This is a genomic window from Qipengyuania sp. JC766, from assembly GCF_040717445.1.
Classification (GTDB): Bacteria; Pseudomonadota; Alphaproteobacteria; order Sphingomonadales; family Sphingomonadaceae; genus JC766.
In genome coordinates this window covers 2107708-2133525 of sequence record NZ_JBFEFL010000001.1, presented here as the reverse complement: position 1 = coordinate 2133525, position 25818 = coordinate 2107708, and the positions used below count along the sequence as shown (strand labels likewise).

General features: G+C 67.2%; 27 protein-coding genes. 10 read left to right on the top strand and 17 right to left on the bottom strand.

Annotated features, from left to right (window positions below):
- The first annotated feature begins 21 nt into the window (after positions 1–21).
- On the top strand, positions 22–249 hold the full coding sequence (locus AB1K63_RS10275; RefSeq protein ID WP_366960028.1) for a hypothetical protein: 228 nt from the start codon (positions 22–24) through the stop codon (positions 247–249).
- A 96-nt stretch (positions 250–345) separates the two neighbouring features.
- On the opposite strand, the gene phhA is transcribed toward AB1K63_RS10275, so the two are convergent.
- On the bottom strand, positions 346–1287 hold the full coding sequence (gene phhA, locus AB1K63_RS10270) for a phenylalanine 4-monooxygenase (protein ID WP_366960027.1): 942 nt from the start codon (positions 1285–1287) through the stop codon (positions 346–348).
- 53 nt (positions 1288–1340) lie between these two features.
- Here phhA and ppk2 point away from each other — a divergent pair, with 53 nt between their 5' ends.
- Entirely contained in the window at positions 1341–2120 is a 780-nt protein-coding gene (ppk2, locus tag AB1K63_RS10265) for a polyphosphate kinase 2 (RefSeq protein WP_366960026.1), read from the top strand.
- On the opposite strand, the gene AB1K63_RS10260 is transcribed toward ppk2, so the two are convergent.
- The 6 genes from AB1K63_RS10260 to AB1K63_RS10235 all read right to left on the bottom strand — a co-directional run bounded on the left by AB1K63_RS10260 (position 2117) and on the right by AB1K63_RS10235 (position 7334).
- Positions 2117–2971 carry a MaoC family dehydratase N-terminal domain-containing protein gene (locus tag AB1K63_RS10260; protein ID WP_366960025.1) on the bottom strand — a complete coding sequence of 285 codons (855 nt, stop codon included), beginning with the start codon at positions 2969–2971 and terminating at the stop codon, positions 2117–2119. The genes ppk2 and AB1K63_RS10260 overlap by 4 nt on opposite strands.
- The gene (locus tag AB1K63_RS10255; protein ID WP_366960024.1) at positions 2968–4206 is read right to left on the bottom strand and encodes an acetyl-CoA C-acetyltransferase; all 1239 of its coding nucleotides are present in this window, start codon (positions 4204–4206) and stop codon (positions 2968–2970) included. The genes AB1K63_RS10260 and AB1K63_RS10255 overlap by 4 nt, the downstream gene beginning before the upstream one ends.
- 4 nt (positions 4207–4210) lie before the next feature.
- Entirely contained in the window at positions 4211–5446 is a 1236-nt protein-coding gene (locus tag AB1K63_RS10250; RefSeq protein ID WP_366960023.1) for a CoA transferase, read from the bottom strand.
- A 2-nt stretch (positions 5447–5448) separates the two neighbouring features.
- Entirely contained in the window at positions 5449–6645 is a 1197-nt protein-coding gene (locus tag AB1K63_RS10245) for an acyl-CoA dehydrogenase family protein (protein WP_366960022.1), read from the bottom strand.
- Positions 6645–6824, bottom strand: coding sequence for a hypothetical protein (locus AB1K63_RS10240; RefSeq protein WP_366960021.1), 180 nt, complete (start codon positions 6822–6824; stop codon positions 6645–6647). The genes AB1K63_RS10245 and AB1K63_RS10240 overlap by 1 nt, the downstream gene beginning before the upstream one ends.
- A 123-nt stretch (positions 6825–6947) precedes the next feature.
- A complete protein-coding gene (locus tag AB1K63_RS10235) occupies positions 6948–7334 on the bottom strand; it encodes a hypothetical protein (RefSeq protein ID WP_366960020.1) in 387 nt (128 codons plus the stop codon).
- Positions 7335–7471: 137 nt separating this feature from the next.
- On the opposite strand from AB1K63_RS10235, the gene recQ reads away from it, so the two are divergent.
- The 6 genes from recQ (at position 7472) to asd (ending at position 12703) form a co-directional block, all read left to right on the top strand.
- Positions 7472–9271 carry a DNA helicase RecQ gene (gene recQ / locus AB1K63_RS10230; protein ID WP_366960019.1) on the top strand — a complete coding sequence of 600 codons (1800 nt, stop codon included), beginning with the start codon at positions 7472–7474 and terminating at the stop codon, positions 9269–9271.
- Positions 9272–9378: 107 nt separating this feature from the next.
- A complete protein-coding gene (locus tag AB1K63_RS10225; protein WP_366960698.1) occupies positions 9379–10272 on the top strand; it encodes an SPFH domain-containing protein in 894 nt (297 codons plus the stop codon).
- 21 nt (positions 10273–10293) lie between these two features.
- Positions 10294–10494: a toxin-antitoxin system HicB family antitoxin gene (locus AB1K63_RS10220; RefSeq protein ID WP_366960018.1), complete on the top strand. Its 201-nt coding sequence runs from the start codon at positions 10294–10296 to the stop codon at positions 10492–10494.
- A 1-nt stretch (position 10495) separates the two neighbouring features.
- Positions 10496–10765 (top strand): hypothetical protein, encoded by a 270-nt coding sequence (locus AB1K63_RS10215; RefSeq protein ID WP_366960017.1) that lies wholly within the window; start codon positions 10496–10498, stop codon positions 10763–10765.
- 65 nt (positions 10766–10830) lie between these two features.
- Complete coding sequence (locus AB1K63_RS10210) at positions 10831–11814, top strand: right-handed parallel beta-helix repeat-containing protein (protein ID WP_366960016.1); 984 nt, start codon at positions 10831–10833, stop codon at positions 11812–11814.
- A 46-nt stretch (positions 11815–11860) separates the two neighbouring features.
- The gene (gene asd / locus AB1K63_RS10205; protein ID WP_366960015.1) at positions 11861–12703 is read left to right on the top strand and encodes an archaetidylserine decarboxylase; all 843 of its coding nucleotides are present in this window, start codon (positions 11861–11863) and stop codon (positions 12701–12703) included.
- A 10-nt stretch (positions 12704–12713) separates the two neighbouring features.
- Here asd and ribA read toward each other — a convergent pair whose 3' ends face one another.
- Together ribA and AB1K63_RS10195 are read right to left on the bottom strand one after the other, a co-directional pair.
- Positions 12714–13751, bottom strand: coding sequence for a GTP cyclohydrolase II (gene ribA, locus AB1K63_RS10200; RefSeq protein ID WP_366960014.1), 1038 nt, complete (start codon positions 13749–13751; stop codon positions 12714–12716).
- Between the two features lie 23 nt (positions 13752–13774).
- The gene (locus tag AB1K63_RS10195; RefSeq protein WP_366960013.1) at positions 13775–14569 is read right to left on the bottom strand and encodes an exodeoxyribonuclease III; all 795 of its coding nucleotides are present in this window, start codon (positions 14567–14569) and stop codon (positions 13775–13777) included.
- 109 nt (positions 14570–14678) lie between these two features.
- Between AB1K63_RS10195 and AB1K63_RS10190 the strand changes: the two genes are divergently transcribed.
- Positions 14679–16127, top strand: a complete 1449-nt coding sequence (locus AB1K63_RS10190; RefSeq protein ID WP_366960012.1) for an alkaline phosphatase — start codon at positions 14679–14681, stop codon at positions 16125–16127.
- A 243-nt stretch (positions 16128–16370) separates the two neighbouring features.
- Here the strand turns inward: AB1K63_RS10190 and AB1K63_RS10185 are convergent, their stop codons facing one another.
- From AB1K63_RS10185 to pabB, 5 genes are all read right to left on the bottom strand, one after another.
- Positions 16371–17027, bottom strand: a complete 657-nt coding sequence (locus AB1K63_RS10185) for an outer membrane lipoprotein carrier protein LolA (RefSeq protein WP_366960011.1) — start codon at positions 17025–17027, stop codon at positions 16371–16373.
- A gap of 77 nt (positions 17028–17104) precedes the next feature.
- Entirely contained in the window at positions 17105–17272 is a 168-nt protein-coding gene (gene rpmG, locus AB1K63_RS10180) for a 50S ribosomal protein L33 (RefSeq protein WP_366960010.1), read from the bottom strand.
- A 140-nt stretch (positions 17273–17412) separates the two neighbouring features.
- A complete protein-coding gene (gene arfB, locus AB1K63_RS10175) occupies positions 17413–17829 on the bottom strand; it encodes an alternative ribosome rescue aminoacyl-tRNA hydrolase ArfB (RefSeq protein ID WP_366960009.1) in 417 nt (138 codons plus the stop codon).
- Positions 17819–18475, bottom strand: coding sequence for an RNA pseudouridine synthase (locus AB1K63_RS10170; RefSeq protein WP_366960008.1), 657 nt, complete (start codon positions 18473–18475; stop codon positions 17819–17821). The genes arfB and AB1K63_RS10170 overlap by 11 nt, the downstream gene beginning before the upstream one ends.
- Positions 18472–20283, bottom strand: a complete 1812-nt coding sequence (pabB, locus tag AB1K63_RS10165) for an aminodeoxychorismate synthase component I (protein WP_366960007.1) — start codon at positions 20281–20283, stop codon at positions 18472–18474. The genes AB1K63_RS10170 and pabB overlap by 4 nt, the downstream gene beginning before the upstream one ends.
- A gap of 95 nt (positions 20284–20378) precedes the next feature.
- On the opposite strand from pabB, the gene AB1K63_RS10160 reads away from it, so the two are divergent.
- A complete protein-coding gene (locus tag AB1K63_RS10160) occupies positions 20379–21953 on the top strand; it encodes a helicase HerA-like domain-containing protein (protein WP_366960006.1) in 1575 nt (524 codons plus the stop codon).
- Here AB1K63_RS10160 and AB1K63_RS10155 read toward each other — a convergent pair.
- The 3 genes from AB1K63_RS10155 to AB1K63_RS10145 form a co-directional block, all read right to left on the bottom strand.
- Entirely contained in the window at positions 21950–23569 is a 1620-nt protein-coding gene (locus tag AB1K63_RS10155) for a hypothetical protein (protein WP_366960005.1), read from the bottom strand. The genes AB1K63_RS10160 and AB1K63_RS10155 overlap by 4 nt on opposite strands.
- A 61-nt stretch (positions 23570–23630) precedes the next feature.
- On the bottom strand, positions 23631–25058 hold the full coding sequence (locus AB1K63_RS10150; protein ID WP_366960004.1) for an ATP-binding protein: 1428 nt from the start codon (positions 25056–25058) through the stop codon (positions 23631–23633).
- 3 nt (positions 25059–25061) lie between these two features.
- Positions 25062–25796: a response regulator gene (locus AB1K63_RS10145; RefSeq protein ID WP_366960003.1), complete on the bottom strand. Its 735-nt coding sequence runs from the start codon at positions 25794–25796 to the stop codon at positions 25062–25064.
- Between the last annotated feature and the right edge of the window lie 22 nt (positions 25797–25818).

The window sequence follows — 25818 nt, the reverse complement described above, 5'->3', positions numbered from 1 at the left end:
TCGCAAACAGGGGAAAATCCAATGCGTAAGTTCACGATCGTTGCTGTCGCCGCTCTCGGCCTGTCCGTCGCCGCATGCGACTCGCCCGCCGAAAACGCGCAGGAAGCCGAAGCCGAAGCCGTGGAAGACGAGATGGACGCCGAAGCCGAAGCGCTCGACGAAGCCGGCATGGAAGAGCAGTCGGACATGATGGAAGAAAAGGCCGACGCCACCGAAGAGGCGATGGAAGAACAAGCCGACGAAATGTAAGCTTTCGAACGAAGCTTGCGAAAAACCGGCATCGGGGCGACCCGGTGCCGGTTTTTTCATGCGCGGATATCGACCGGGTGCGTTTCGGCGCCTGGTCTAAACCGGCGAGGCGCCGCTGCCCCGACCACCCCGGAGCAGATATTCCTGGGTTCCGCGATGCACGACGTAGTCCACGTCGATGACCGCGGAATTGGCATAGGTGAATGCAGGCGGAAGGTTGCGGTACAGCCGATCGAAATCGCGCTCCACGGTCTGTCGGTAGAGATCCTCGAAGCTCTCGATCACGAAATAGGTCGGCTGCAGGTCGCTGATGACGTAATCGGTGCGCATCACCCGGTCGACATTGAGCATGATGCGATTGGGGCTCTCCCCCTCGGTCGCGAATACCACCTCTGTCGGCCCGGACAGGATCCCTGCGCCATAGGCCCTGATGTCGTCCGGCCCTTCCTGGATCAGGCCGAATTCGACCGTGTACCAGTAGAGCGAGCCGAGCGCTTTCAGCCGGTTGTACTTCATCGCCTTCCAGCCGGCCTTGCCGTATTCCTGCATGTAATCGGCAAAGGTCGGATCGGTCAGCATCGGGACGTGTCCGAACACGTCGTGGAATACGTCCGGTTCCTGGATGTAGTCGAACGTCTCGCGCGTGCGGATGAAATTCCCTGCCGGGAAACGGCGATTTGCCAGGTGCCAGAAGAACACGTGATCGGGAATGAGCATCGGCACGGGCACCACGCTCCACCCGGTCAGCTTTTCCAGATCCTCCGACATCTCGCCGAAGTCGGGTACGCCGCCGCGGCCCAGATCCAGCTTCTCCAGACCGCGCAGGAACGCCGTGGCTGCGCGCCCGGGAAGGACTTCCATCTGGCGTGCGAACAGATCGTCCCAGATCGCGTCGTCTTCGCTGTCGTACTCGGTCTGCTTCGGCTCCAGCCAGTCCTCCCCCACATGCACCGGCCGCTTGAGCGGCGCGGTGAAGACGTGTCCCGGCATTTCGGGAAGTCGGGTAAAGTCCTGCGGAGGGTCTGCCAGTGTAGCCATAGATAGGTTGCCGCAATATCATCTCGCGCGGGATCGCACAAACGGAGGTGGGCATGGGCAAGCTGAAGCGCAAGGAATACGAGCGGTTGCTGGAACCGCTGGAACGGGAACTGGTCGGCATGGCGCGATGGGCGCGGGCGACCGGCAGCCGGATCTGCGTGCTGTTCGAGGGGCGCGACACGGCCGGCAAGGGCGGCGCGATCCGGGCGGTGAGCGAACGGCTCAATCCGCGCCAGTGCCGGATTGTGGCGTTGCCGAAACCGACCGAGCAGGAAGCCGGCCAATGGTATTTCCAGCGCTATGTCCCGCACCTGCCCGCCCGGGGCGAGATCGTGATGTTCGACCGGAGCTGGTACAACCGCGCCGGGGTCGAGCGGGTGATGGGCTTCGCGTCGGAACAAGAGGTCCGACGCTTCCTGGAGGATGCCCCGCGGTTCGAACGGATGCTGGTCGATGACGGCATCCTCCTGTTCAAGTACTGGCTGACAACGGACCAGGCCGGACAGGAAGAACGCCTGCGCGAACGGCTGGACGATCCCCTCAAGCGCTGGAAGCTGTCGCCCATCGACCTGGCGGCACGCGACAGATACGCCGCCTACACCGAGGCGCGCGAGGCCATGCTGCGGGCCACGCATACCGATCACGCGCCGTGGACGCTGGTCGATTTCAACGACCAGAAGCGCGGCCGCCTGACCCTGATCCGGGATCTGCTCGACCGCCTGCCCGATACCGAGATCCCGCCGGAACCGCTGTATTTCGAGCCGCTGGAGGGTGCGCCGCAGGTGGAAAGCTACTCGGTGATCGAGCCGATCCCCGGATATCCTGTCGATTAGGACAGCGCCGCGCTGGCCTGCACGATCTGGCGCCCGTCGCGGGCGAAGGCGGCCAATTCGATCGCATCGTTCGCGTCCCGCATGACAAGCAGCACCGGTTCCCCCACGATCGCCGGGCTCACGCCGCGGAAGGCGAAGCGGGCAAGGCGGTTCTCCCCCCATTGCGCCGCAGCGAATTGCAGCAAGAGGCTCGCCAGCAGCGGTCCGTGGACGACCAGCCCGCGGTACCGCTCCACGGTCCGCGCATAAGGCGCATCGTAGTGGATGCGGTGGGTGTTGAAGGTGAGCGCCGAATAGCGAAACAGAAGCTTCTCGTCCGGGATGACGATCCGGTGCCCGTCCCATCCGCCCGGATCGAAGGCATTGCCGGTCGGCTCCGGCGGCGCGAGCGGCGCGTCCGGTGCCGCCGCTTCCAGATAGACGAGCGTCTGCCGCTCGGCGACCGTCAGTTTGCCATCGCTGGCGGTTTCATGGTCCACCTCGACGAAGACCATCGCTCCCCGGCTTCCCGACTTCTCGCTGATGGAGGCGATGCGACTTGTTCGTTCGACCGTCGCTCCGATCGCGAGCGGGGCGTGGAAGGTCATGGCGCTTCCGGCCCACATCCGGCGCGGCAGGGGCACGGGCGGGAGGAAACCGGCGGGGCTTTCGTCCCTCAGCGGATGGCCGTCATCCCCGAGCTCGCGCGTGCGGGCTTCGGGCGTGCACAGGCACAGATGGATCCCCTGCGGCATCTGCAAGCCTGCCGGGGCGTCGCGGTCGAAGGTCGCGATCCACCGGGCGGCAAGGGCGGGATCGAGCCGGTCGGCCAAGCGCTGCTCGCGGCCGATCCAGCTGTCCCAGTCGGTCACGCGGCGCGCTCGAAGATCGCGGCCATGCCCTGCCCGCCGCCGATGCACATCGTCTCCAGCCCGTACCGCGCACCGCGCCGCTGCATTTCGTGCGCCATGTCCGCCAGGATGCGCACCCCCGTCGCGCCGATCGGATGGCCGAGCGAGATGCCCGATCCGTTCACGTTGAGCATCTCCATCCGGTCGTCGTTCTCGCTCCAGCCCCAGCCCTTGAGGACTGCGAGTACCTGCGGTGCGAACGCCTCGTTCAGTTCGACCATGTCGATGGCGTCCCAACCCATGCCGGTACGCGCGAACAGGCGCTCCACGGCAGGTACAGGGCCGATGCCCATGCGCGACGGGTCACACCCCGCAGCGCTCCAGCCGGTGAACCAGAGCATGGGTTCCAAGCCCAGCTCCTCGACCTTGTCTTCCGCGACCACGAGACAGGCGGCCGCCGCATCGTTCTGCTGGCTGGCATTGCCTGCCGTCACGATGGCATCGGGGTCGCGCTTCGCATCGATGGGACGCAGTGCCGCCAAGCTTTCCAGGCTCGCATCCGGGCGAATCCCCTCGTCCCTGGCGAACACCAGCGGACCGCCCTTTCTCTGCGGAACCTCGACCGGGACGATGTGATCGTCGAATTTTCCGACCTCCCAGGCGGCGGCCGCGTTCTGGTGGCTGCGCAGGGCGAAGGCATCGGCAGCCTCGCGCGTGATGCCGTAATCCTTGGCCAGGTTGTCCGCCGTTTCGATCATGCCGGTGATGACGCCGAACCGTTCGATCGGCTGGCTCATAAGGCGACCGCGGCTCAGCCGGTCCCACAGCACCATGTCGCCCATGCGCGCGCCATGCCGCGCAGCCGTTGTGTAATGTTCCACGTTGGACATGCTCTCGACCCCGCCAGCGACCACGCAATCGGCCGCGCCTGTCTGGACCATCATGGCGGCATTCGCGACTGCTTGAAGCCCGCTGCCGCAGCGCCGGTCCAGCTGGTATCCGGGAACCCCGATCGGGAAACCGGCCGCCAGCCAGCTCCACCGGCCGATCGCCGGCGCCTCGCCGCTGCCATATCCCTGGCTGAAGACGACGTCATCCACCCGCTCGGGATCGACGCCGCTTCGCTCGACCAGCGCTTTCAGGATGATCGCGCCCAGTTCACCAGCCTCGAGCGGCTTCAGCGTGCCGAGGAAGCTCCCGACCGGTGTGCGCAGCGGCTTGCAGATCGCCACGCGGCGCATGTTCGTCGTACTCATGGGATCACCTCTTCGAATGCTTGTCGGACAGGGCGACCGTGCCCTCGTCCACCAGTTTTCCGATGGCGCCGGAGGACAGGCCCAACCGGTCAGCCAGCACCTGCTCGCTGTGTTCGCCCAGGAACGGCGCCGGTTTCGGGTTGCCGGCCTCCATTTCCGGCAGGTTGGCGAAACTGCGAGGCGCGGGATAGGCGAACCCGCTCGGATTGTCCGGTGACGGCCCGAACAACGGATTTTCCTGCACCAGGCGCGGATCGTTGCTGGCTTCGTGCATGGTGCGGTACCGCTCGAAAGTGCATCCGGCGTCCGTCAGGCGCCGCTCTATCTCGTCGATGTCCAGCCGTCCGGCCAGATCCTGGAACAGCGCGGACAGTTCCGCGCGGTGCGCGAAGCGGGGCTTGTCGCCTTCCGAGAAGTCGACGTCCAGACGCCGTTCCAGCTGCGCCAGCGGTTCCTGCGCGTCGAACGCGGCGATGATCCCGTTCCATTGCTTGGGCGTCAGCGCTGCCATCATGAAACGCTTGCCGTCCCGGCTGACATAGTCGCGCCCGAAGGCGCCCCAGATGTGGTTGCCATGACGTTCGCGGTCCGAACCGCGATAGAGCATTTCGGCCATCGCGCCCGAATTCGCGACGGTGCCGATCGCCACGTCGCCCAGCGGTATCCGGATCTCGGCGCCCTCCCCGGTGCGGGTCCGACGGTTGACGGCCGCCATGAGGGCAAAGGCTGAATAGGCGCCGGTGATGAAATCCCACGCTGGCAGGATCTGGTTCACCGGCCGGACTTCGTCGCCCTCCCAGTCTTCCGGCCCGGTCATCAGCGGGTATCCGCTGGCGGCATGGACGGTGAAATCCATCGCCTGGCGTCCGTCGTGCCAGCCCATGATGCGCAGCGAGACCATGTCTTCCCGCCCGCGGGAAACCGCCTCGTGCGTGAGGAAGCTCTTTTCCGGCAGGTTGGTGATCAGCGTTCCCGTGGCACGGGCCAGCTCGATGCACAGTTCGCGGCCCGCGCCGCTGCGCAGGTCGAGCGCGACCGACTTCTTGGCCCGGTTGAGGTTCTCCCAGGCGAGCGATCGGCCTTCTTCCGTCAGGAGGAAGCGATCGTAGTCGAGACCGCCCGCGACGTGATCGACCCGGACGACTTCGGCGCCCATCTGCGCGCAATACAGGCCACAGGTGGGGGAAGCGACGAAGCTGGAGACTTCGACGATCGAGAGATCGGGAAGGAGGTCGTACACTCCTAGGCCTGGGCGCCGGCTGCGAAATTGCGCAGCATCTGCTTGGCGATGACCAGTTGCATGATCTGCGTGGTGCCTTCGTAGATCCGGTAGATGCGGCTGTCGCGGAAGAACCGCTCTGCCTCGTACTCCGCCAAATATCCCGCCCCGCCGTGAATCTGGACGCAGCGGTCGGCGACCCGGCCGCACATCTCGGACGCGAACATCTTGGTGCTGGCGCACTCGATGATCGCCTTGCCCTCGTTTGCCTTTGCGCTCGCATCGCGCAACATGCATTCGGACGCGTAGATTTCGGCCTCGCTGTCGGCCAGCATCGCCTGGATGAGCTGGAACTGGCTGATCGGATCGCCGAAGGCCTTGCGCTCGGTGGCGTAGCGGATCGCGGTGTCGAGGATGCGCCGCGCATATCCCGCGCTGGCTGCGGCGACGGACAGGCGGCCATTGTCGAGGCTCTGCATCGCGGTCGCGAAGCCGCGCCCTTCCTCCCCGCCCAGCAGGGCTTCGCCGCCGACCTTCACGTCGTCCATGTAGATGTCGGCAATGTGGCTGCCGGCCTGGCCCATCTTCTTGTCCGGCTTGCCCACGGTGATCCCGTCGCTTTCCATGTCCACCAGAAAGGCGCTGACATGCGCGTTCTTCGGCTGCGCCTCGGGATGGGTGCGCGCCATGATCAGGCCCAGCTTCGCGTGAGGGGCGTTGGTGATGTAGCGCTTGGATCCGTTGAGGACGTATCCGTTGCCGTCCTTCTTCGCGGTCGTCGCCATGGCCGCGCTGTCGCTGCCGCTGCCGGGTTCGGTCAGGCCGAAACAGGCAATCTCGCCGGCCGCGAGGCGCGGGAGCCATTCCTGCTTCTGCTTCTCGGTCCCGCTGTTCTTGATCGCGGAGCACACCATGCCGAGATTGATCGAAGTGATCGACCGATAGGCGGGCAGGGCGTAGCTCAGAACCCGGATGGTCTCGACATATTGCGGGACGTTCATGCCGGCGCCGCCATATTCCTCGGGCATCGTCAGGCCGAACAGGCCCATCTCCCGCATTTCCTCGATCAGGTCGGGCGGGATGGCGTCGTTCTCGATGACCGCGGGTTCGGCGGGGATCAGGCGTTCGCGCACGTAGCGCTTCAGCTGGTCGATGAACTGGTCGTAGGTTTCCGCGTCCATTCCGTTGGCGGCGCTGATCTGGCCGGTGCGCATGTCCATCAGTTCGGGTCCTCTTCCTTGTCGGCGGGTGCGTCGTCGCGCAGCTCGCGAATGTCGCGGTGCTCTGCCTCGATCTTCTGCGCCGCCTCGTCCAGCTGGCGCGCTTCGCCCACAGTCACGCCGCCCGGGCCGGGATCGTTGTCCGACGGCTCGCAGGCGCCCAGCGTCAGGGCGGCCATAGTTGCGGCAAGGGCGGAAATCGGGCGCATCGTGGCCCTTACCATACCCAACCGCGCGCAAAGAAAAAGCGGGCGAATCGCCGCATTGCGATCCGCCCGCCCGTGTCGTTACGGCATGGCCGCTTACTCGCCGGAAGAATCGTCCATCTTCGGCGGGCTGTCGTCCATCTTGGGCGCGGAATCGTCCGCAGCGGCCCTGGCGGCAGCGGCGATCGCAGCGACATCCGCGGCTGCGGCTTCGGCCGCGGCAGCCTGTTCGTCGATGCGTTCTTCGGAGATCGTCGCGCGCGGGGCGGGTTCGGGCGTGGTGTCCTGCAGGCCGCGGTCGACGGCGGCCGCTTCGGGATCCTCGACCGGTTCGTCCTGCACGAGGTCGACGGCCTGGTCGGCCGGATACTCGACGGTTTCGGCGCTGGAGTCGCCCGATGCGTCGTCGTCGCTGCCGCCTCCGCAGGCGGCGAGGAGGAGGGCGGTCGAGCCGGCAAGGGCGGCGAGGGTGAACTTCTTCATGCGAAATCTCCGTCTGCATGGGGCCGGGGGATGGCCGAAACCGGCGCAAAATACTGGAAGCGGCAGGTGGGGGCAAATCCAAATTCCCCCCATCGGACCGCTTTGTTTCGTGCGCCGCCTGGTGCAGGAGCGGCGCGATGACGGTACAGGACGATGCGGATAAGGCGCTCGATAGGGCGCGAAACGCTCTGCGGGACATTTTCGGATATTCCGATTTCCGCGGCGCGCAGGACGAGGTGCTGGGCCGCGTCCTGACCGGCCGGTCCGCGCTGGCGGTGATGCCGACGGGCGCGGGCAAGTCGCTCACCTACCAGCTGCCCGCGGCGATGCTGGAGGGGACCTGCGTCACGATCTCCCCGCTGATCGCGCTGATGCACGACCAGCTCCGCTCCGCCCGGGCGAACGGCATCAGGGCCGCGACCCTGACCAGCGCCGATGCCGACTGGCGCGAGACGATCGACAGTTTCCGCGCGGGCGAACTGGACCTGCTCTACGTCGCGCCGGAGCGGGCGAGCCAGCCGCAGTTCCGCGAATTGCTCGCTTCGACCCGGCTGTCCCTGTTCGCGATCGACGAGGCGCATTGCGTATCGGAGTGGGGGCACGACTTCCGGCCCGATTATCGCCAGCTGCGCCCCCTGCTCGACAGCTTCCCCGACGTGCCGCGCCTCGCGCTCACCGCGACCGCCGATGCGCGGACGCGCGCCGACATCCTCGGCCAGCTGGGCATCCCGGCGGACGGGCTGGTGCTGGCGGGCTTCGACCGGCCCAACATCCGCTATGCCATCCGCCATCGCGACAATCCGGTGCGGCAGATCGCCGGGATCATGGCGGACAACCCCGGCCCGGGGATCGTCTACGCGCCGACCCGGCGCAAGGTGGAGGACCTGGCGGCGAAGCTGGCCGATGCCACCGGGCGCGACGTGCGGCCCTACCATGCCGGGCTCGACCCGGAGGAGCGCAAGGCCAACCAGTCCGCCTTCGTCGCGAGCGAGGACATGGTCGTCGTCGCCACCATCGCGTTCGGCATGGGGATCGACAAGCCGGACGTGCGCTTCGTGGCCCATGCCGGCATCCCCAAGTCGATCGAAGCCTATTACCAGGAAACCGGACGTGCCGGGCGCGACGGGGACCCGGCGATTGCGGTCATGCTGTGGGGCGCGGGCGATTTCGCGACTGCGCGCCAGCGGCTCGCCGAACTACCGCAGGACCGGCAGATGGAAGAACGCGAGCGGCTGAACGCGCTCGCCATGCTGGTCGAGACGGCAGAATGCCGCCGCGCCGTCCTGCTGCGCCATTTCGGGGAGGACCCGCCCGAACGCTGCGGCAATTGCGACAATTGCCTGGAACGGCCCGGCGTCACCGATGTCACCGAACTCGCGCGCAAACTGCTTTCCGCGGTCTATCGCACCGGGCAGAGCTTCGGCTTCGGGCATTTGAAGAAGGTCCTGACCGGCAGCCAGGACGAGCGCATCCGGCAGCGCCAGCACGACCGGTTGAGCGTGTTCGGCATCGTCGGGGCCGAGGATGCCCGCCTGCTGCAACCGCTCAGCCGCGCGTTGCAGGCCCGCGGAGCGCTAATCCCGACCGACCATGGCGGGCTGGCCCTGGCGGGCGATGCGCCAGCGATACTCAAGGGGGAGAAGGCGGTCGAGATCGTGCTGCCCCCGAAAAAGTCTTCCCGCAGCGGCCGGCAGGCAAGGAACGGCGCAGCCAATCCGGTCGGCGATCCGCTGTTCGACGCGCTGCGCGACCTGCGCAAGACGCTGGCCGAGGAGCAGCAGGTGCCGCCCTACGTTATCTTCCACGATTCGGTCCTGCGCGACATGGCCGCGCAGCGTCCCCGCTCGCAGGACCAGATGGGCCGCATTTCGGGCGTCGGCGCGAAGAAGCTGGACGCCTATGGCGAAGCGTTCCTGAAAGTGATCCGGGAGAATTGACCGAACCGCCGATTCGATATAAAGATGATATCATAATTATATCGATGAGGAGGAATGCGATGACCAATGCCACTCTGGCGGAGCAGCCCGGACAGGCCCGGCGCGCCATGACAAAAAGCGAGGAGCGGGACGGCACCAGTTCCAGCGGCTACCTGATGCTCGGCCTGTTCGTGCTGGTCACGGCGCTGGCCGCCTGGGGCATCGTCCAGTTCGCTCCGTCCGACGGCGCATCGAAGGCGGACAAGATCATCTTCATCGGATCGCTCGCGACTGCCGCCATCGTCCCGATCTTCATCCTGTGCGGATTCTTCATGATCCAGCCCAACCAGGCGGCCGTGCTGACCCTGTTCGGCGAATATCGCGGGACCGAGCGGCGCGAGGGGCTGCGCTGGGTCTGGCCCTGGATCATGCGCAACAAGGTGTCGGTGCGCGCGCGCAACATCCATTCCGAGCGGGTGAAGATCAACGATTTGCGCGGCAACCCGATCGAGATCGCCTGCAACGTGGTCTGGCGCGTGGCGGACACCGCGCAGGCGGTGTTCGATGTGGACGATTACTCGATGTTCGTGAACATCCAGATCGAGGCCGGCCTGCGCACGGTCGGCGCGCGCCATCCCTATGACGATTTCGAAGGGGAGGAAGTGACGCTGCGCGGCGGCGCGGACGTCATCAACCGCGAATTGCTGGAAGAGCTGAACGAGCGGCTGCGCGTGGCCGGGATCGTGGTGGACGAAGCGGGCCTGACGCACTTGGCCTATGCCAGCGAGATCGCCAGCGCGATGCTGAAGCGCCAGCAGGCCGACGCAATCATCGCGACCCGGGCCAAGATCGTGCTGGGCGCGGTCGGGATGGTGGAAGATGCGCTGACCAAGTTGAGCGAGGACAATATCGTCGAGATGGACGACGAGCGGCGCGCCGCGATGGTGTCCAACCTGATGGTCGTCCTGTGCGGCGAGAAGGACGCGCATCCGGTGGTGAACGCAGGCTCGCTCTACCAGTAGGCGAGCCCTCGCGGATTTCCCATGCCCGATAGCACCAAGAAAGCCTTTGCCCTGCGCCTCGATCCGGCGGTCCACGCCGCGATCGAGCGGCTCGCGGCAGCCGAGCTTCGCAGCGCCAATGCGCAGATCGAAATGCTTCTGCGCGATGCGCTGAAGGACCGCGGCATCGAAGTGAAGCACACCGCCCAGCCCCGCCGCGGCCGGCCGCCGAAGGAAGATTGAGATGCTCGGACCGTTTTTCGAAGAAGGGGACTGGTTCAGACCCAAGACGTTCGGCTACGGTGCCGGGCTGCCGATCGCCTGGCAGGGCTGGGTCCTCCTGGCGTCCTATGTCGCGTTCATCTTCGGCCTGTCCCTGCTGGCCGCCATCGAAGGGCCGATCGAGGCCATCCTGCTGGTGGTTCTCGGGCTCCCGGTCACGATCCTGTTCCTGATCGTCGTCCACCGGCGCACACGTGGCGGCTGGCGCTGGCGCGCCGGCGGAGACGACTGAATCCAGCGGCGAAACGCGCGGAACCCTTAGCAGCCCGTTAACCCTTTTGCGTTAGCGCGGGGCGCATGGAAAGTACCCTGCCGCGTCCCGGCTATCGCCCGCCCCTGCGCCTTCTGGCCTTCGTTGCCGCCGTCGCGGTATCCTCCATTCCGGCCGCGGCGCTGCTGGCGCAGGGCTCTCCCGCGCCCTTCACCGTGGTGGAGAACGGGCAGGGCTATGACAGCCTGCAGGACGCGGTTAACGCCATCGGGGACGGCACCGGCACCATCGCGATCCAGCCCGGCACCTATCGCCAGTGCGCGGTGCAGGAAGGCGGATCGATCGAATACATGGCGGTGACGCCGGGCGAATCGATCTTCGATTCGCGCACCTGCGAAGGCAAGGCGGCGCTCGTCCTGCGCGGACGCGGCGCCAAGGTTTCCGGGCTGGTGTTCCGCAACATGGCGGTCCCCGATTTCAACGGCGCCGGCATCCGGCTGGAGCAGGGCGACCTGACCGTCAGCCAGAGCTGGTTCGCCGACAGCCAGCAGGGCATCCTGTCTGCCAACGACACGTCCGGCCAGATCGTGATCGACAAGTCCACCTTCTCCGGCCTCGGCACCTGCGAAGGCGGCGGGGGCTGCGCGCATTCGGTCTATATCGGCGATTACGGCCACCTGCGCGTGACGCGCAGCCGGTTCGAACGGGGCACGGGCGGCCATTACGTGAAGGCCCGCGCGGCGCGCGTGGACATCGCCAGTTCCAGTTTCGACGATTCGAACGGGCGCGGCACCAATTACATGATCGACCTGCCCGCCGGTGCGACCGGCCAGATCACGAACAACTGGTTCGTGCAGGGCAAGGACAAGGAAAACTACTCCGCCTTCATCGCGGTGGGCGCGGAAGAACGGCTGCACAGCTCGCAAGGGCTGCAAATCGCCGGCAACGACGCGCGCCTCGCGCCGGCGGTGCGCCGCGAGACGGCCTTCGTCGCGGACTGGAGCGGGGACACCCTCGCCATCGGCGACAACACGCTGGGTCAGGGCCTGACTTCCTTCGAAAGCCGCTGAGCCGGGCGACATTGCCTCCCTCTGCCCGGACGGGCATGGGGAGGGGATGGCGTCGCCTTTCATCTGGTTGCAGCATGCGCTGCCGCATCACGCGGTCTCCCGCCTCGCGGGCCGCTTCGCCTCGAGCGAGACGCCCTGGCTGAAGGACCGGCTGATCCGGCGGTTCGTGAAAGCGTACGATGTCGATATGGACGAGGCCGCGCGCGGCATCGCCGAATATCGCAGTTTCAACGACTTCTTCACCCGCGAGCTGAAACCCGGCGCGCGGCCGCTGGCCGATGCCGCAACGCATGTGCTGAGCCCGGCGGACGGTGCGGTCAGCCAGGTCGGCACGGTAACCGAAGGGCGGATATTCCAGGCCAAGGGCCGCCATTTCACCGCGCGGCAATTGCTGGGCGACGATGCGGAGGCCGCGCGGCGGTTCGAGGGCGGGGCGTTTGCGACCATCTATCTTTCGCCGCGCGATTACCACCGGGTCCACATGCCGGCGTCGGGCACACTTGCCGCCACCACCTACGTGCCGGGCGACCTGTTCAGCGTGAACACGGTGACGGCCGAGAATGTCGATGGCCTGTTCGCTCGCAACGAGCGGCTGGCGTGCCGATTCACGGGCGACATCGGCGAGTTCGCCAGCGTGATGGTCGGCGCGATGATCGTGGCGGGGATCGAGACCGTCTGGAGCGGCGCGCAGCCGACACATTCCCCGGTCGTCGAACGGCGCGACTATGCGCCCGGCGCGCACCGGCTCGACGCGGGCGCGGAAATGGGCCGCTTTATCTTGGGATCGACCGTGGTGCTGCTGTTCGAACCGGGCCGCGTGACCTGGCGCGATGACCTGACACCCGGCACCGCCGTCCGCATGGGAGAGGCACTGGGCCGCCGGGCCTGATCCGCGCGTCTTACGGCAGCAGGTGCCCGTGCCGGTCGCGCTTGGTGGCGAGGTAGCGCGTGTTGTGCCGGTTGTCCGGCAGGCTGTGCGCGACGCGTTCCTCCACCCTCACCCCGGCGCTTTCCAGCGCGGCGACCTTGGCCGGATTGTTGGTCAGCAGGCGGACCGTGCGCGCGCCCAGCAGATCGAGCATCCGGGCGGCGGTCGGGAAATCGCGTGCCTCGTCCGGCAGGCCCAGGCGCGTGTTGGCATCGACCGTGTCGAAACCCTGGTCCTGCAGGCGATAGGCGCGCAGCTTGTTGACGAGGCCGATGCCGCGCCCCTCCTGCCGCATGTAGAGCACCGAGCCCCAGCCGCCCTGCGATGCTTCGGCCGCGATCGCCGAGAGCGCGCCATCGAGTTGCGGGCCGCAATCGCATTTGAGGCTGCCGAACACGTCGCCCGTCAGGCATTCGGAATGCAGCCGGACCAGCGGGACCCGGTCGCCGGTCTGTCGGCCGAGGATCAGCGCGACGTGTTCGCGCATGTCGTCGGGCGCGCGAAAAGCGACGATGGTGCCGTCCTCGCCCGCCGCAATCGGCAGGCGCGCGCGCGTCACGATGCGCAGGTTTGCAGGGTCCGACCATGCGGCGAGATCCTGCGTGGAGACAGGCTCGCTCTCCCCGGCGTGCTCCGGATCGACCAGGAAGGCGGGCAGGATGCCGGCTAGCCGGGCGAGATCCAGCGCGGTGCGCGCCGCGTCGGTCCAGTCGAGCGGCACGGCCTCGAACGGTCCCTTCAGCGGAGAGGAGAGGTCCAGCGCCGGATCCGCGACCGGCAGCGCGCCTGCCAGGTCGAACGGCTCGGCGCCCCGGATCAGCACAGGATTGCGCGGATCGCCCGCCTCGCGCTGGTTGGCGAGCTTGAGAGTCGCCGCCCGCGTCGCCGAAAGGAGCATCCGGCCGGCCCGCGCTTCCGATGCGATGGCGGTTTCCACCGGCAGCAGCACCGGCCCCCCTTCCATCGCGATCGGCCAGCCATGCCGCAACGCATCGATCGCCCGCGCCACGCGGCGAGTGGGCGAAGCCTCGTTCAGAGGTCGAACTCCGTGATCAGCGGCACATGGTCGCTCGGCTTTTCCCAGTCGCGCGGATGTTCGAGCACGCGGTGCGCCGTGGCCTGCTTCGCGAGGTCGGGGCTGGCCCACATGTGGTCGAGCCGCCGGCCCCGGTCGCCCTTGCGCCAGTCCTTCGCGCGGTAGCTCCACCAGCTGTAATAGCGTTCCGGCGCGCGGATGTGCTCGCGCCCGATATCGGTCCAGCCATGCGCGTCCATGAAACGCTGCAGCGTCTCCACCTCGACCGGCGTGTGGCTGACGACCTTGAGCAGCTGCTTGTGGCTCCAGACGTCGCTTTCCAGCGGGGCGACGTTGAAATCGCCGACGATCAGCGTGGGCCGGTCGATCGTTTCGGCCCAGCGGGTCATGCGGCCGAGGAAGTCGAGCTTCTGGCCGAACTTCGGATTGACCGTCCGGTCCGGCTCGTCCCCGCCGGCGGGGACGTAGACGTTCTCCAGGATCATGCCCTTGCCCGGGCCCAGCAGTTCGACGCCCACATGGCGCGCCTCGCCATTGTCCTGCCAGTCGTGGCGGGAGAAATCCTTCAGCGGAATGCGGCTGACCGTGGCGACGCCGTGATAGCCCTTCTGGCCGGTGATTGCGAAATGCTCGTAACCCAGCCCGCGGAACGCCTCGTAGGGGAACTGGTGTTCTTGGCACTTGATCTCCTGCAGGGCGAGGACGTCGGGCGCCTCTTCCTTCAGGAAACGCTCGACGATCGGCATGCGCAGGCGGACGGAATTGATGTTCCAGGTGGCGACGGAAACCATGCCCCGCGCCTTAGGCAGCCTGTCGAAAAGGCACAAGTTTCACCGTTCCGTCGCATTGCGAATGGATGTTAGAGGGGAGCCACTGCGCCGCCTTCAGGAGAGCGACCCCATGTTCCGCACCCTTCCCGTCCTCGCCACCGCCGCGCTGGCCCTTGCCGCCTGCACCACGACCGGGCGCGATCCCGCTCCGCAGGCGCAATCCGCTACCGTGGTCACCGCCGTGATGGAAAAGCCCGCGCCGCAGCCGAAACGGGCGAAGAACGTGATCATGTTCATCGGCGACGGGATGGGCATTTCCACGATCACCGCCATGCGCATCTATGCCGGGCAGAAGCAGGGCGGGACGGGCGAAGAGTACGAACTGCCCTTCGATCGCTGGGACCACGTGGCGCTGGTCAAGACCTACAACACCGATGCGCAGGTGCCGGACAGCGCCGGCACCGCGACCGCGCTCCATTCGGGCAGCAAGACCCGCATCGGAATGCTCGGCATCGGACCCGAAGCGCCGCGCGGCGACTGCCGGGTGGGCGAGCAGCACCACCTGCCCCTGCTGGGCGAGGAAGTGAAGGAGCGCGGCCTTGCGCTCGGCATCGTCAGTACCGCGCGGATCACCCATGCGACGCCGGCCTCTGTCTACGCCCGCAGCGTCGATCGCAACTGGGAAGCCGACAGCGGCATCGCGGCGGACCAGAACGGCTTCGGCTGCCGCGATATCGCGCGCCAGCTGGTCGAGGCGGAGTGGGACGTGGCGCTGGGCGGAGGCCGGGCGCAGTTCTTCGGCAGCGACAAGGGCGGTCGCAGGACCGACGCCGATGCCGACCTCGTGGCCGCATGGCAGGAGGACACCGGCGGCACCTTTGCGGAGACTGCCGCGGCGATGCGCGCCGCCCCTGCCGACCGGCCGCTGCTGGGCCTCTTTTCGCAGAGCCACTTGGAATACACGGCGGACCGCACCGCCGACAGCGCCGAACCGACCCTGACCGACATGACCGGCGAAGCGATTCGCAGGCTGTCCGGCGATCCGCAGGGCTTTTACCTGATGGTGGAAGGCGGGCGGATCGATCACGCGCATCACGCCGGACAGGCGGGATATGCCTTGGAGGAAGGCGCGGAATTCGCCCGCGCGATCCAGTACGCGGTCGACAACACCGATCCGGAAGAAACGATGATCCTGGTCACGGCGGACCACAGCCACGTGTTCACCATCGCCGGTTATCCCCGCCGCGGCAACGATATCCTCGGCCTCGTCCACCCGCCCGCCGGCGGGGGCGAGGATGACGAGGACACGCAGGACGGCCCTTCGCTCGCGCGCGACGGGAAACCCTACACCACGCTCGGCTATGCAAACGGACCGGGCGCCGTCACCGGGGAAAGGCCGGTACCGCAGACCGGCGTCGGCGCGATCCAGCAATCGCTGGTCCCGCTGGGCAGCGAAACGCATGGCGGCGAGGACGTCGCCCTGTTCGGAACCGGACCGGGCGCGGAAAACGTGCGTGGCATAATCGAACAGGACCGCGTCTATCACATCATCCGCAGGGCGTTCGGCTGGGGAGACTGAACGCCGGATATCGGTAGACGGACACAAAAAACCCCCGTGCCGGGGGCATTGGCACGAGGGTTCCATGTCAGCGTTCGTCACGCTTTCCAGATCGGCCAAACCAGGAGAACGAGGCAACAGGGGGGAAACCCGTCTCCAACCGTCTGGTGATTACAAACTAGGGCTTTCGTCATGTCCGCTGAATGAACGAAAGCCCCGTTTTGGTCGCTAATCCGGCACTGTCCGGGGACCAGCCGTTACTCCTCAGCGACGGCCCGAACGGCGCGGATCGCGGTAGGTGAATTCGCTGTCGGCAACGGACATGCCGTACTTCTGGTTGCGCAGCCGCACGGTGGTGCGATGGTTCTGCGAATCGAGCGCCACCCAGTTGGTCAGCTGCCAGCCGCCCGGCGCACTGGCGTTCTTGGTGAAGATCAGCGTGATCCGGCCGTATTCCGGCTTGCTCGGATCGTGCACTTCGACACTGATCACGTTGCTGTTGCTGGTCGGCTGCAGCTTGCCGTACCGCTTCACGTCCCGGCTGGGGTCGAGCAGCGCGCCGAGCGGCGAGTTCTTGACCGGCCAGCGTTCGACCTGGTTCACTTCGTAATCGATCAGCGTCAGCGAGCTGCCGTTCGAGACGAGCAGCATCGGGACGCCCTTCTCGTACTGGAAGCGGATCTTGCCCGGACGCTTGAGAGTCAGCTTGCCGCCGACCGTTCGGCCCTGCCGGTCGGTCTGCGTGAAGTCCGCCTTCATGGTCGAGATCCCGCGCAGGGCGGCGACCGCCTTGTCGAGATCGCCGGACTGCGCCGTGGCAGTCGCGGACGTGGTGGCGACGGAAGCGGGCGCCCCGAGAAGCAGGGCGGCTGCGAGAGCGCTGCGAAGCGGCGCGTTGCGGAAACGATGGATCATGCTCATGCTCCTCCGATTAAAGATCGAGCATTGAACCGGTTCTGAACCCGGGCGGTTCCCGCCGTTCAGGCTCGCTCGCGCGATTACTTGATCTTGGCTTCCTTGAACTCGACGTGCTTGCGCGCGACCGGGTCGTATTTGCGGAAGGACATCTTCTCGGTGATGTTGCGCGGGTTCTTCTTGGTCACGTAGTAGAAGCCCGTGTCTGCGGTCGAGACGAGCTTGATCTTGACGGTTGCGGGCTTCGCCATGGCGCTATCCTGTCGGTCTGGTGGGGCAGCGCCCCTATTGTGCAAGGTGTGAAACAAACGCGGCGGCGCGCCCTCAAAAAAGGCGGCACCGCCGTTTCAGCCGCGCGCTTTGATGGATTCCACCGCCAGAGTCAAGAAAATCACCAGTCCTTGCGCGAAACCTTGCCGCGGTTGGCCTTGATTGCGCCGCGCTCCTTCTTCGCCTTGAGGCGCTTGACCTTTCCCACGCGGTTCACGCGCACCTTCTTGCGCCGCGGCGGCGGCCGGAACGCGCGGGTCAGCAGGTCCTCCAGCCGTTCGCGCGCCGCTTCCCGGTTCTGTTCCTGCGTACGGTATTCGCGCGCGTCGATCAGGATGTCGCCTTCCTTGGTCAGCTTGCCGCCGGCAAGGTCCTTCAATCGGTGGAAGACCGGGGTGGGCAGGGCGAGCGCGTAGATGTTCACCCGCAACTGCACCGTGGTGGCGACCTTGTTGGCGTTCTGGCCGCCCGGGCCACTGCCGGCGACGAATTTCTCCTCCGCCAGCGCATGCGCGCGTGCCAGGGTGTCAGCCAGCACCGTCGAAGCCCAGGGCGACGAAATCCGCCGGGACCGGCGCGACCGCCTCGATATCCGTCTTGCCCTCGCGCGGCACCCGCAGGGCCGATGCATGCAGCATCGTGCGCCCGGCCTCGGCCTTGCCGGCGCCATAGACCGGATCGCCCAGCAGCGGGATGCCGATGCCACTCGCCGCATGGACGCGCAGCTGGTGCGTGCGTCCGGTCTCGGGCGTGAACTCCACCAGCGTGCGACCCGACCCGCGTGCGATGGTGCGCCAATGCGTGATCGAGGGCTTGCCCTTCCGCGCCGGGATCATGCGCCATCCCTTCGCCTTCGTGCTGACCTTGGAGAGCGACAGTTCGACCAGCCCTTCCTCGTCGTCGGGCACGCCCGCGAGGATACCGAGATAGGTCTTGGCTACGCTGCGCGCCTCGAACGCGGCCGAAAACCGCTTCACCGCCTTGGGGTTGCGGGCAAGGAGCAGGCAGCCGCTGGTGTCGGTATCCAGGCGGTGCACCGGGATCGGCGCGCGCTGGAAGCCGAGCTTGAGCTCGTCGAGGTGATCCTCGAGCGACGGGCCCCCGCGGCGCGGCGGATCGACCGACAGGCCGGCTGGCTTGTCGATCACCAGCGCTTCGCCGTCTTCGTACAGTATCTCGATCATGGTTCGATCCGCGCAGCCATCAGTCCGCGCACCGCATTGCCGAGCAGGAAGCCTCCTGCAAGGTCGTCCAGCGTAAGGTCCGCCTCCACGGCACGCCCGCTTTCGAGCAGGAACCGGCGAAGGACACCGGGAAGCAGGCCGCGATGGGCGGGCGGGGTCAGGAGCACGCCGTCGCGTTCCACGAACACGCTGGTCCACGCGCCTTCGGTCACGAACCCGTCCTGCCGCACCAGCACGGCTTCTGCCGCGCCGCCCTTGCGGGCGACCGCGCGTGCGGCTTCGTGAAAGTCGCGATCGGTGGTCTTGTGGCGCAGGCGGATGTCGCCCGGCTCGATAGGCAGCGGCAGGGCGATGCATCGCACGGGCTCGTCCGGAGCTTCACCCAGCGGCGTCGATTCGAGCGCGATCGCCCCGCTCCGCGCCGCCACCAACCGAACCTTGCTGGCGGCATCGAGATCGAAACATAGCGCCTGGATCTGGTTGCGCGCGGCGTGCCGGTCGAAAGCGAAGCCCAGTTCCGCCGCGCTCGCCTTCATCCGTTCCAGGTGCAGTTCGAGCAGTGCGATGCCTTCTTTGGGGTCGAACCGCATCGTCTCGATCAGGTCGAAGCCCGGGGCGCGCTGCTCCGCGGAACTCCGGCGGGCGAAACCGGCTTTCAGAAGCGTTTCGTTCCATTCGGTCTGCGGATCGCTGTCCGCGACGATGGCGGACCCGACGCCCAGCACCGCGCGGCCCTGCCCGTTCTCGATCGGGGTCAGTCGCAACGTACGGATCGCCACATTGAAGGCCGCATCATTGCCCGGTCCGATCCGGCCGATCGCGCCGCAATAGGGTCCGCGCGCGTCCCGCTCGACCTGTGCGATGAGTTCCATCGCGCGAATCTTGGGTGCACCGGTGATGGAACCGCAGGGGAACAGCGCGCGGACGAGGTCGATCGCGGTCTTGCCCTCGGCCAGCTCGGCCCGGATGGTGGAGACCATCTGGTGCACGGTCGGGTACGTCTCGATCGCGAAGGGATTGTCGACCTGCACCGATCCGGCCGCCGCCACGCGCGACAGGTCGTTGCGCATCAGGTCCACGATCATCAGGTTTTCGGCCCGGTCCTTCTCCGATCCGGCGAGTTCTTCCGCCATCGCGCGGTCCGCCCCCGCATCGCCGGCACGTGGACGGGTGCCTTTCATCGGTTTGGCGCGGGCGGATCCGTCCTTCAGCGAAACGAACATCTCGGGCGAAAGGCTGAGCAACCAGTCCGACCCGTCGAAGACGATGCCGCCATACCCCGCCTGCGCCGCCGGCCGCAGCGCGCCGTAAAGCGCCACGGGATCGCCGCGGAAGCTGCCCGCCAGCGGGAGCGTGAGATTGGCCTGGTAGATGTCGCCCGCCCTGATCGCGTCCTGCAGGGCGGCAAACGCCCTGCCATATGCGCCGCGCGAGACTTGCGGCTGCAACGGCCCGATCGACGCCTCGCCCGGAGCGCGTGTGGCCAGCCATCCGGGCACTTCGCCGGCCGGGATCGTCTGCGCATCGTCGAACAGCCCCAGCCAGACGAGCGGGCCGGCCGCGCCCGTGCGCGTGTCCGCCAGTTCCGCCAGCCGCGGTTCGAGCGCCATGCCCGCTTCGTAGGCGATGTACCCGGCCAGCGTGCCCCTCGTGTCCCGGCGGGCTTTGTCCGCGTCCTCCAGCACACGCGCGACTTCGTCCGCCCGGCGCGCGACGAACAGCGCCTGCGGGTTCTCGAACAGATGCGCGTCGGCCGCGCCATCGGCACGGGCATCGTCGAGCAGCACGAAGGGCGCGGGTCCTCCCATGGCGACTGCCTTAACCGCTGATGCGGCCAAGTCGAGTGCTTGACCGGCGCATCGCGCTCGGGTCACAGGTGGCCGGGTCAAAGGAGGTGCGGTTCATGGGGCAGATTTTTCTCGGGCTGGCGGACAATGGCGAACGGCAATCGCTCGACCTGTCGCGAGCCAACCGGCACGGTCTGGTCGCGGGCGCCACGGGGACGGGCAAGACCGTGACGCTGCAGGGGCTGGCGGAAAGTTTCTCCGAAAGCGGCGTGCCGGTCTTCGTCGCCGACGTGAAGGGCGACCTGTCGGGCATCGCCATGCCCGGCTCGCCCACCTTCAGGCATGCCGACAAGCTGGAATCGCGGGCGCGCGAACTGGGCATGGAGGATTACGCCTACTCGGACAATCCGGCGATTTTCTGGGACCTCTACGGCGAACAGGGTCACCCGATCCGCACCACGGTCAGCGAGATGGGGCCGCTCCTGCTGTCGCGCCTGCTCGAACTGAACGAAACGCAGGAAGGCGTCCTGCAAATCGTCTTCCGCTACGCCGACGAGAACGGCCTGTTGCTGCTCGATTTCGGGGACCTGCAGTCCATGCTGGCCTGGGCGCATGAGAACGCGGCCGAACTTTCGGGCCAGTACGGGAATGTCAGCAAGCAGAGCGTCGGTGCGATCCAGCGCCAGCTTCTGAGCTTCGAGAGCCAGGGTGCAGATCGGTTCTTCGGCGAGCCGGCACTGGAAATAGACGACTTCCTGAAGACGGACGAGAACGGGCGCGGATACGTCAACATTCTCGCCGCGGACCGGCTGATGCGCAGCCCCAAACTCTACGCCACGTTCCTGCTGTGGCTGCTGGCGGAACTGTTCGAGAGCCTGCCCGAAGTGGGGGACCCAGAAAAGCCGAAGCTGGTGTTCTTCTTCGACGAGGCGCACCTCCTGTTCGACGATGCACCCGCCGCGCTGCAGGACAAGATCGAGCAGGTCGTGCGCCTGATCCGGTCCAAGGGGGTGGGCGTCTATTTCGTGACTCAGAACCCGATCGACATCCCGGAAGAAGTCGCCGGCCAGCTCGGTAACCGGGTGCAGCATGCGCTGCGCGCCTTCACCAAGCGGGACCAGCGCGCGATCCGCGCTGCGGCCGAGACGTTCCGCATCAACGAGCATCTCGACACCGAACAGGTGATCACCGAACTCAAGGTGGGCGAGGCGCTGGTTTCCACGCTGGACGAGGACGGCGCGCCGACAGTCGTGCAGCGCACGCTGATCAAGCCCCCGCGCAGCCGGCTGGGTCCGCTGACGCCCAAGGAGCGCGCGATCATCCAGTCGGTCAGTCCGGTCGAAGGCAAGTACGACACGCTGGTGGACCGCGAGAGCGCCGAGGAAATCCTGCTCGCCAAGGCGGAGGATGCGGCGGTGACAGCCGAGGAAGTGGCGGAGCAGGGCGAGGAGGAAGTCCGCAAGCGCCCGCGCAAGAGCACCAGCATCTGGGGCAAGGCCTTGTCGCGCGGGACGAAGACGGCGGCCAGTTCCGCCGCCGGGATGGCTGCACGGCGGATCACGGGCAAGAAATCGCGCGCCAATCCGACCGCTTCGGGCATCACTTCGGCCGTAGGATCGATCGCGACCGACTTGGCCGGCCCGATCGCGGGCAGCTTCGTGCGCAACCTGATCGGCGGCCTGATGCGCTAGATGCCGACACCTTTCAGCATTGCATCGATCACGCCCTGTATCCCCTTGGTCAGGCCGCCGCGCTTGCCCGCCATCGGTGCTTCCTCGACGATAAGGACGCCCTGGCCCGCCGAGACGCGGTCCTTGAGCAGCGATTCGCGGCCGAAGAAATAGGGCCAGAAGGTCTCCGTCCGCGTGACCGCGTAGGCGAGGTCGGTCGAAAATCCGGCCAGTTGCGCCTGCGAGAAGATGCGACCGCGCTCGGCCCGCTCCACGCGGATGCCGCGGCCGCCCTTGATGACCAGCCGCGCCGGCCCGTGGAATACGAGGTAGCGCAGCTGGAAGGTCAGCCAGGCCGCGATGGAGAACAGGCGCCAGTGGCTGGTGATGCGCATCGGCTCGCCTTCGCGCTGGACCGCGGCCGCAAGCGCGCTCGGGCGCAGCACGCAGCACCCCCCTTCGGGCAGCGTCAACACGGTCACCTCGGCGAACGGGTCCTTCACGGGGGATACGGTGGTGGTTTCGCCCGACCCCCGAATACGGGTCAGGAACGTCATCCCGCTGGCGATGCTGGCGAGCGGATGGCGCCAGTCGAGCAGCCACTGGGTGCGCTTCACCCCTTCCATGGATGTCGACTGCAAATAGTCCTGCCGGACCAGCAGTTCCTCGCCCTCGCCAAGACGAATGGCGGCGGATGTGGTGCTGGGCCCGCTCGGCTGGATGCGGTTCGCGGGCGCTCCCATGCCCAGCGTGATCGACGGCCGGCGCTGGGCGATCGGTGCCACGACGTAGAACATCAGCAGCCGGACCAGCAGCGGCGTCAGCGAAATCAGCAGCAGGGCGATGAAGGCCTTCACGAGGATGTCGCGGATCGTGTTGCCGGCGATGTCGTCGGTAAAGCTCTCCGGCAGCGGATTGGCTGCGATGGCACCGGCCTCGCGGAACGCCTCGCGCGCCTCGCGCAATTGCCGCGCCCACGCCAATCCCTCGGTACGTCGTTCGGCGCGCTCCCGGGCGGTCCGGCACGCTTCCTCGCTGCGCGCGAGCAGCACCTGGCGTTCGTCCAGCAGGGCATTGCGCACACCGCGCACCACGCGCGATCGCTCGTCGAAGCGCGCAACGTCCGCCCGGCGGTCGCGGCAAATCCGGTTGCTCGCGGCGATCGCGGCTTCGGTTGGTATCCGGGCGTATTCCGCCGCGCGCGCTTCCACGGCATCGAGTGCGGATCTGCGGCCCAGCGCCGTTTCGAGGACCGCGATTTCGCGCTCGGCAAGGGCAATGTCGATTTCGGCGCGCTTGCGTGCGAGGATGCGCGAAGGTCGATACGCGGCCAGCAATCCGTCGCTCGCGTCGTCCAGCGCGCGGCGTGCCTGCGCAAGGGCTTTCTGCCGTTCGGCCAGCCTGTCCTCGAGCGTTTCGGCCGGCAGCGTGCGCGCGGTGGTGCCGGTTTCCTCCAGCGCCGATTGCGCTTCCTCCGCCTGGAGCGCTATCTCCTGGCGCACGTCGCCGATGCTCATGCGGTCGGCGGACAGGCCTTCGGAAATCGAAGGCCAGAACAATGTGTAGAATCCGATGGCCAGCACGAGGATCGCGAAGAGGATCCCCTTGCGCCCCACCCAGCCCAGAACCGCCTTCATAAATCCGCTCTATCGTCCTGCTGCTGCGTCATGAACGCACGCGGCGGCAAATCGGTTCTGGTCAGTCCTTCGGCAAGCGCAGTTCGGCGCGCAGGCCGCCTTCGGCCCGATTGGCCAGCACCAGCTTCCCGCCATGCTGCTCCGCGATCGCGCGGGCCAGCGTCAGTCCGAGGCCCGCTCCACCGGTCGTCCGATTGCGGCTCGTCTCGCCGCGCTGGAACGGCTCGAACATCCGGTCGATCTGGCCTTCGGCGATACCCGGCCCGTCATCCTCCACTCGCAGGACTACGAACTTGCCCTCGGTCAGCAGGGCAACCCGGGCCCGGTGTCCGTAGCGCAGCGCATTGCCGATGAGATTGCGCAGTGCGCGCTTGAGCCATGTGAGGTGGACCGGACGCACCAGCCGGGCGGTGTGCAACAGGTCGACCGGCTCGCCCAGATCCTCGTATTCCTCGACCACGGATGCGACCAGGGCGGACAGTTCCACCGGCTCGGGCGGCCCGTCCGACCTGCCGATCCGGGCGAGGGACAGGATGTCGTCGAGAGTCGCGGCGATATCCTCGATGCCTTCGGCCATCTTGGCGCGCTGGCCATCATCCTCGACCGATTCGATGCGCACGCGAAGGGCCGCCAGCGGCGTCTTCAGGTCGTGGCCGATCGCGCCCAGCATCACGTCCTTTTCGTCCAGCATGGCGACGATCCGCGCTTCGAGCGCGTTGTGGGCCGTGATCAAAGTCTCGATATCCTCCGGACCGCTCGGCTCGAGCGGATTGGATGCGTCCTGCGTCCGGGCGAACTGGCGGGTCCGGCGCGTCAGCTGGCCCAATGGACGCGTGATGCGGCGCAGCAGGACGAACAGCACGCCCATCAGGATGCAGAATATGATCGCGGTCTGGAACAGGATGGGTCCGACGGCCCGATCGTCCCGCCCGGACAGCGGCGAGCGGACGACGCGCCAGCCGTCTTCTCCGGCCAGCCTGATCGCGCTGACCAGTATCCTGCGGTCGGCCCAGTCCGGGTCGCTGGCGAAAGGGGACCCGTCCTGTGCCGCTTCCCGGACGACCGGGTCCCGGCCGGACCGCCGCACGATCGCGCGGACTTCGGCCGCTTCGATGCCTTGGTTTTCCAGCAAGGCAGCGAGGCGCCGCTCGAGTTCGGGCGAGGAGGTCTCGCCGGCCATGGCGGGGGATTGGGCTTCGCGCCGCGCGCGGAACAGTCGGCCCCCGCGGCGGCGGCTGTCGGGTTCCGCCCGGTCCGATCCGCGCGCTTCGGCGATTGCCGCCCTGCGCGCGGCGCGGCGTTCGCGCGCCAAGTCCCGCAGGTCGGGATTTTCGGAAAGGCGGAAGGCCGCCGAGGTCAGCGCCGATTCCTCGCGCCGGTTCTCGGCCGCGCGGTACAGCAGCACGGCCGAAATCGCCTGCGCCACGAACAGGGCGGCAGCGGCGGCCAGCAGGACTTGGCCCAGCAGGCTCCGGGGCCAGAACCGCATCGCTCAGCCAGCCTTCGCGGTCCGGCGCACGTCGGTGGCGAACCGGTAGCCGCCGCCGCGCACGGTCTGGATAAGCTGCGGATCGCGGCTGTCCTGCTCGATCTTGCGGCGCAGGCGCGCGACCTGGTTGTCCACCGCGCGATCGAACATGTGCGCCTCGCGGCCCTGCACCATGTCGAGTAGCGTGTCGCGGTCCATGACTTGGCGCGGGTGATCGAGGAAGGCACGCAGGAGGCGGAATTCGGCCGTCGAGATGCTTATGGTCGCGCCGTCCGGATCGGTCAGCTTGCGCTTCAGCGTATCGAGGTGCCAGCCTTCGAACTGGTAACCCGCATCCTCGTCCGCCGTGGTGGCGGGCCCGCGCGCGGCGCGGCGCAGGACCGACCTGATGCGGGCGACCAGTTCGCGCGGCTCAAACGGCTTGGTGACGTAATCGTCCGCGCCGATTTCCAGCCCCACGATCCGGTCGGTCGCTTCGCCCTTCGCGGTCAGCAGGATGACCGGAAGGTCCTTCGCCTCCACCAGGTGCCGGCACAGGGACAGGCCGTCCTCGCCCGGCATCATCACGTCGAGCAGGACGATGTCGGCGTCCTGTTCCAGCAGGGCGCTGCGCGCCGCAGCCGCGCTGTCTGCCTCGCGCACGTCGAACCCTTGGCGGACGAGATATTCCGCCAGGGGTTCGCGTAAGGTCTGCTCGTCATCGACCAGCAGGATGGAAACGGGCACGGCGTCGGTCATGGTTCAGCGACTGCGGACGTAG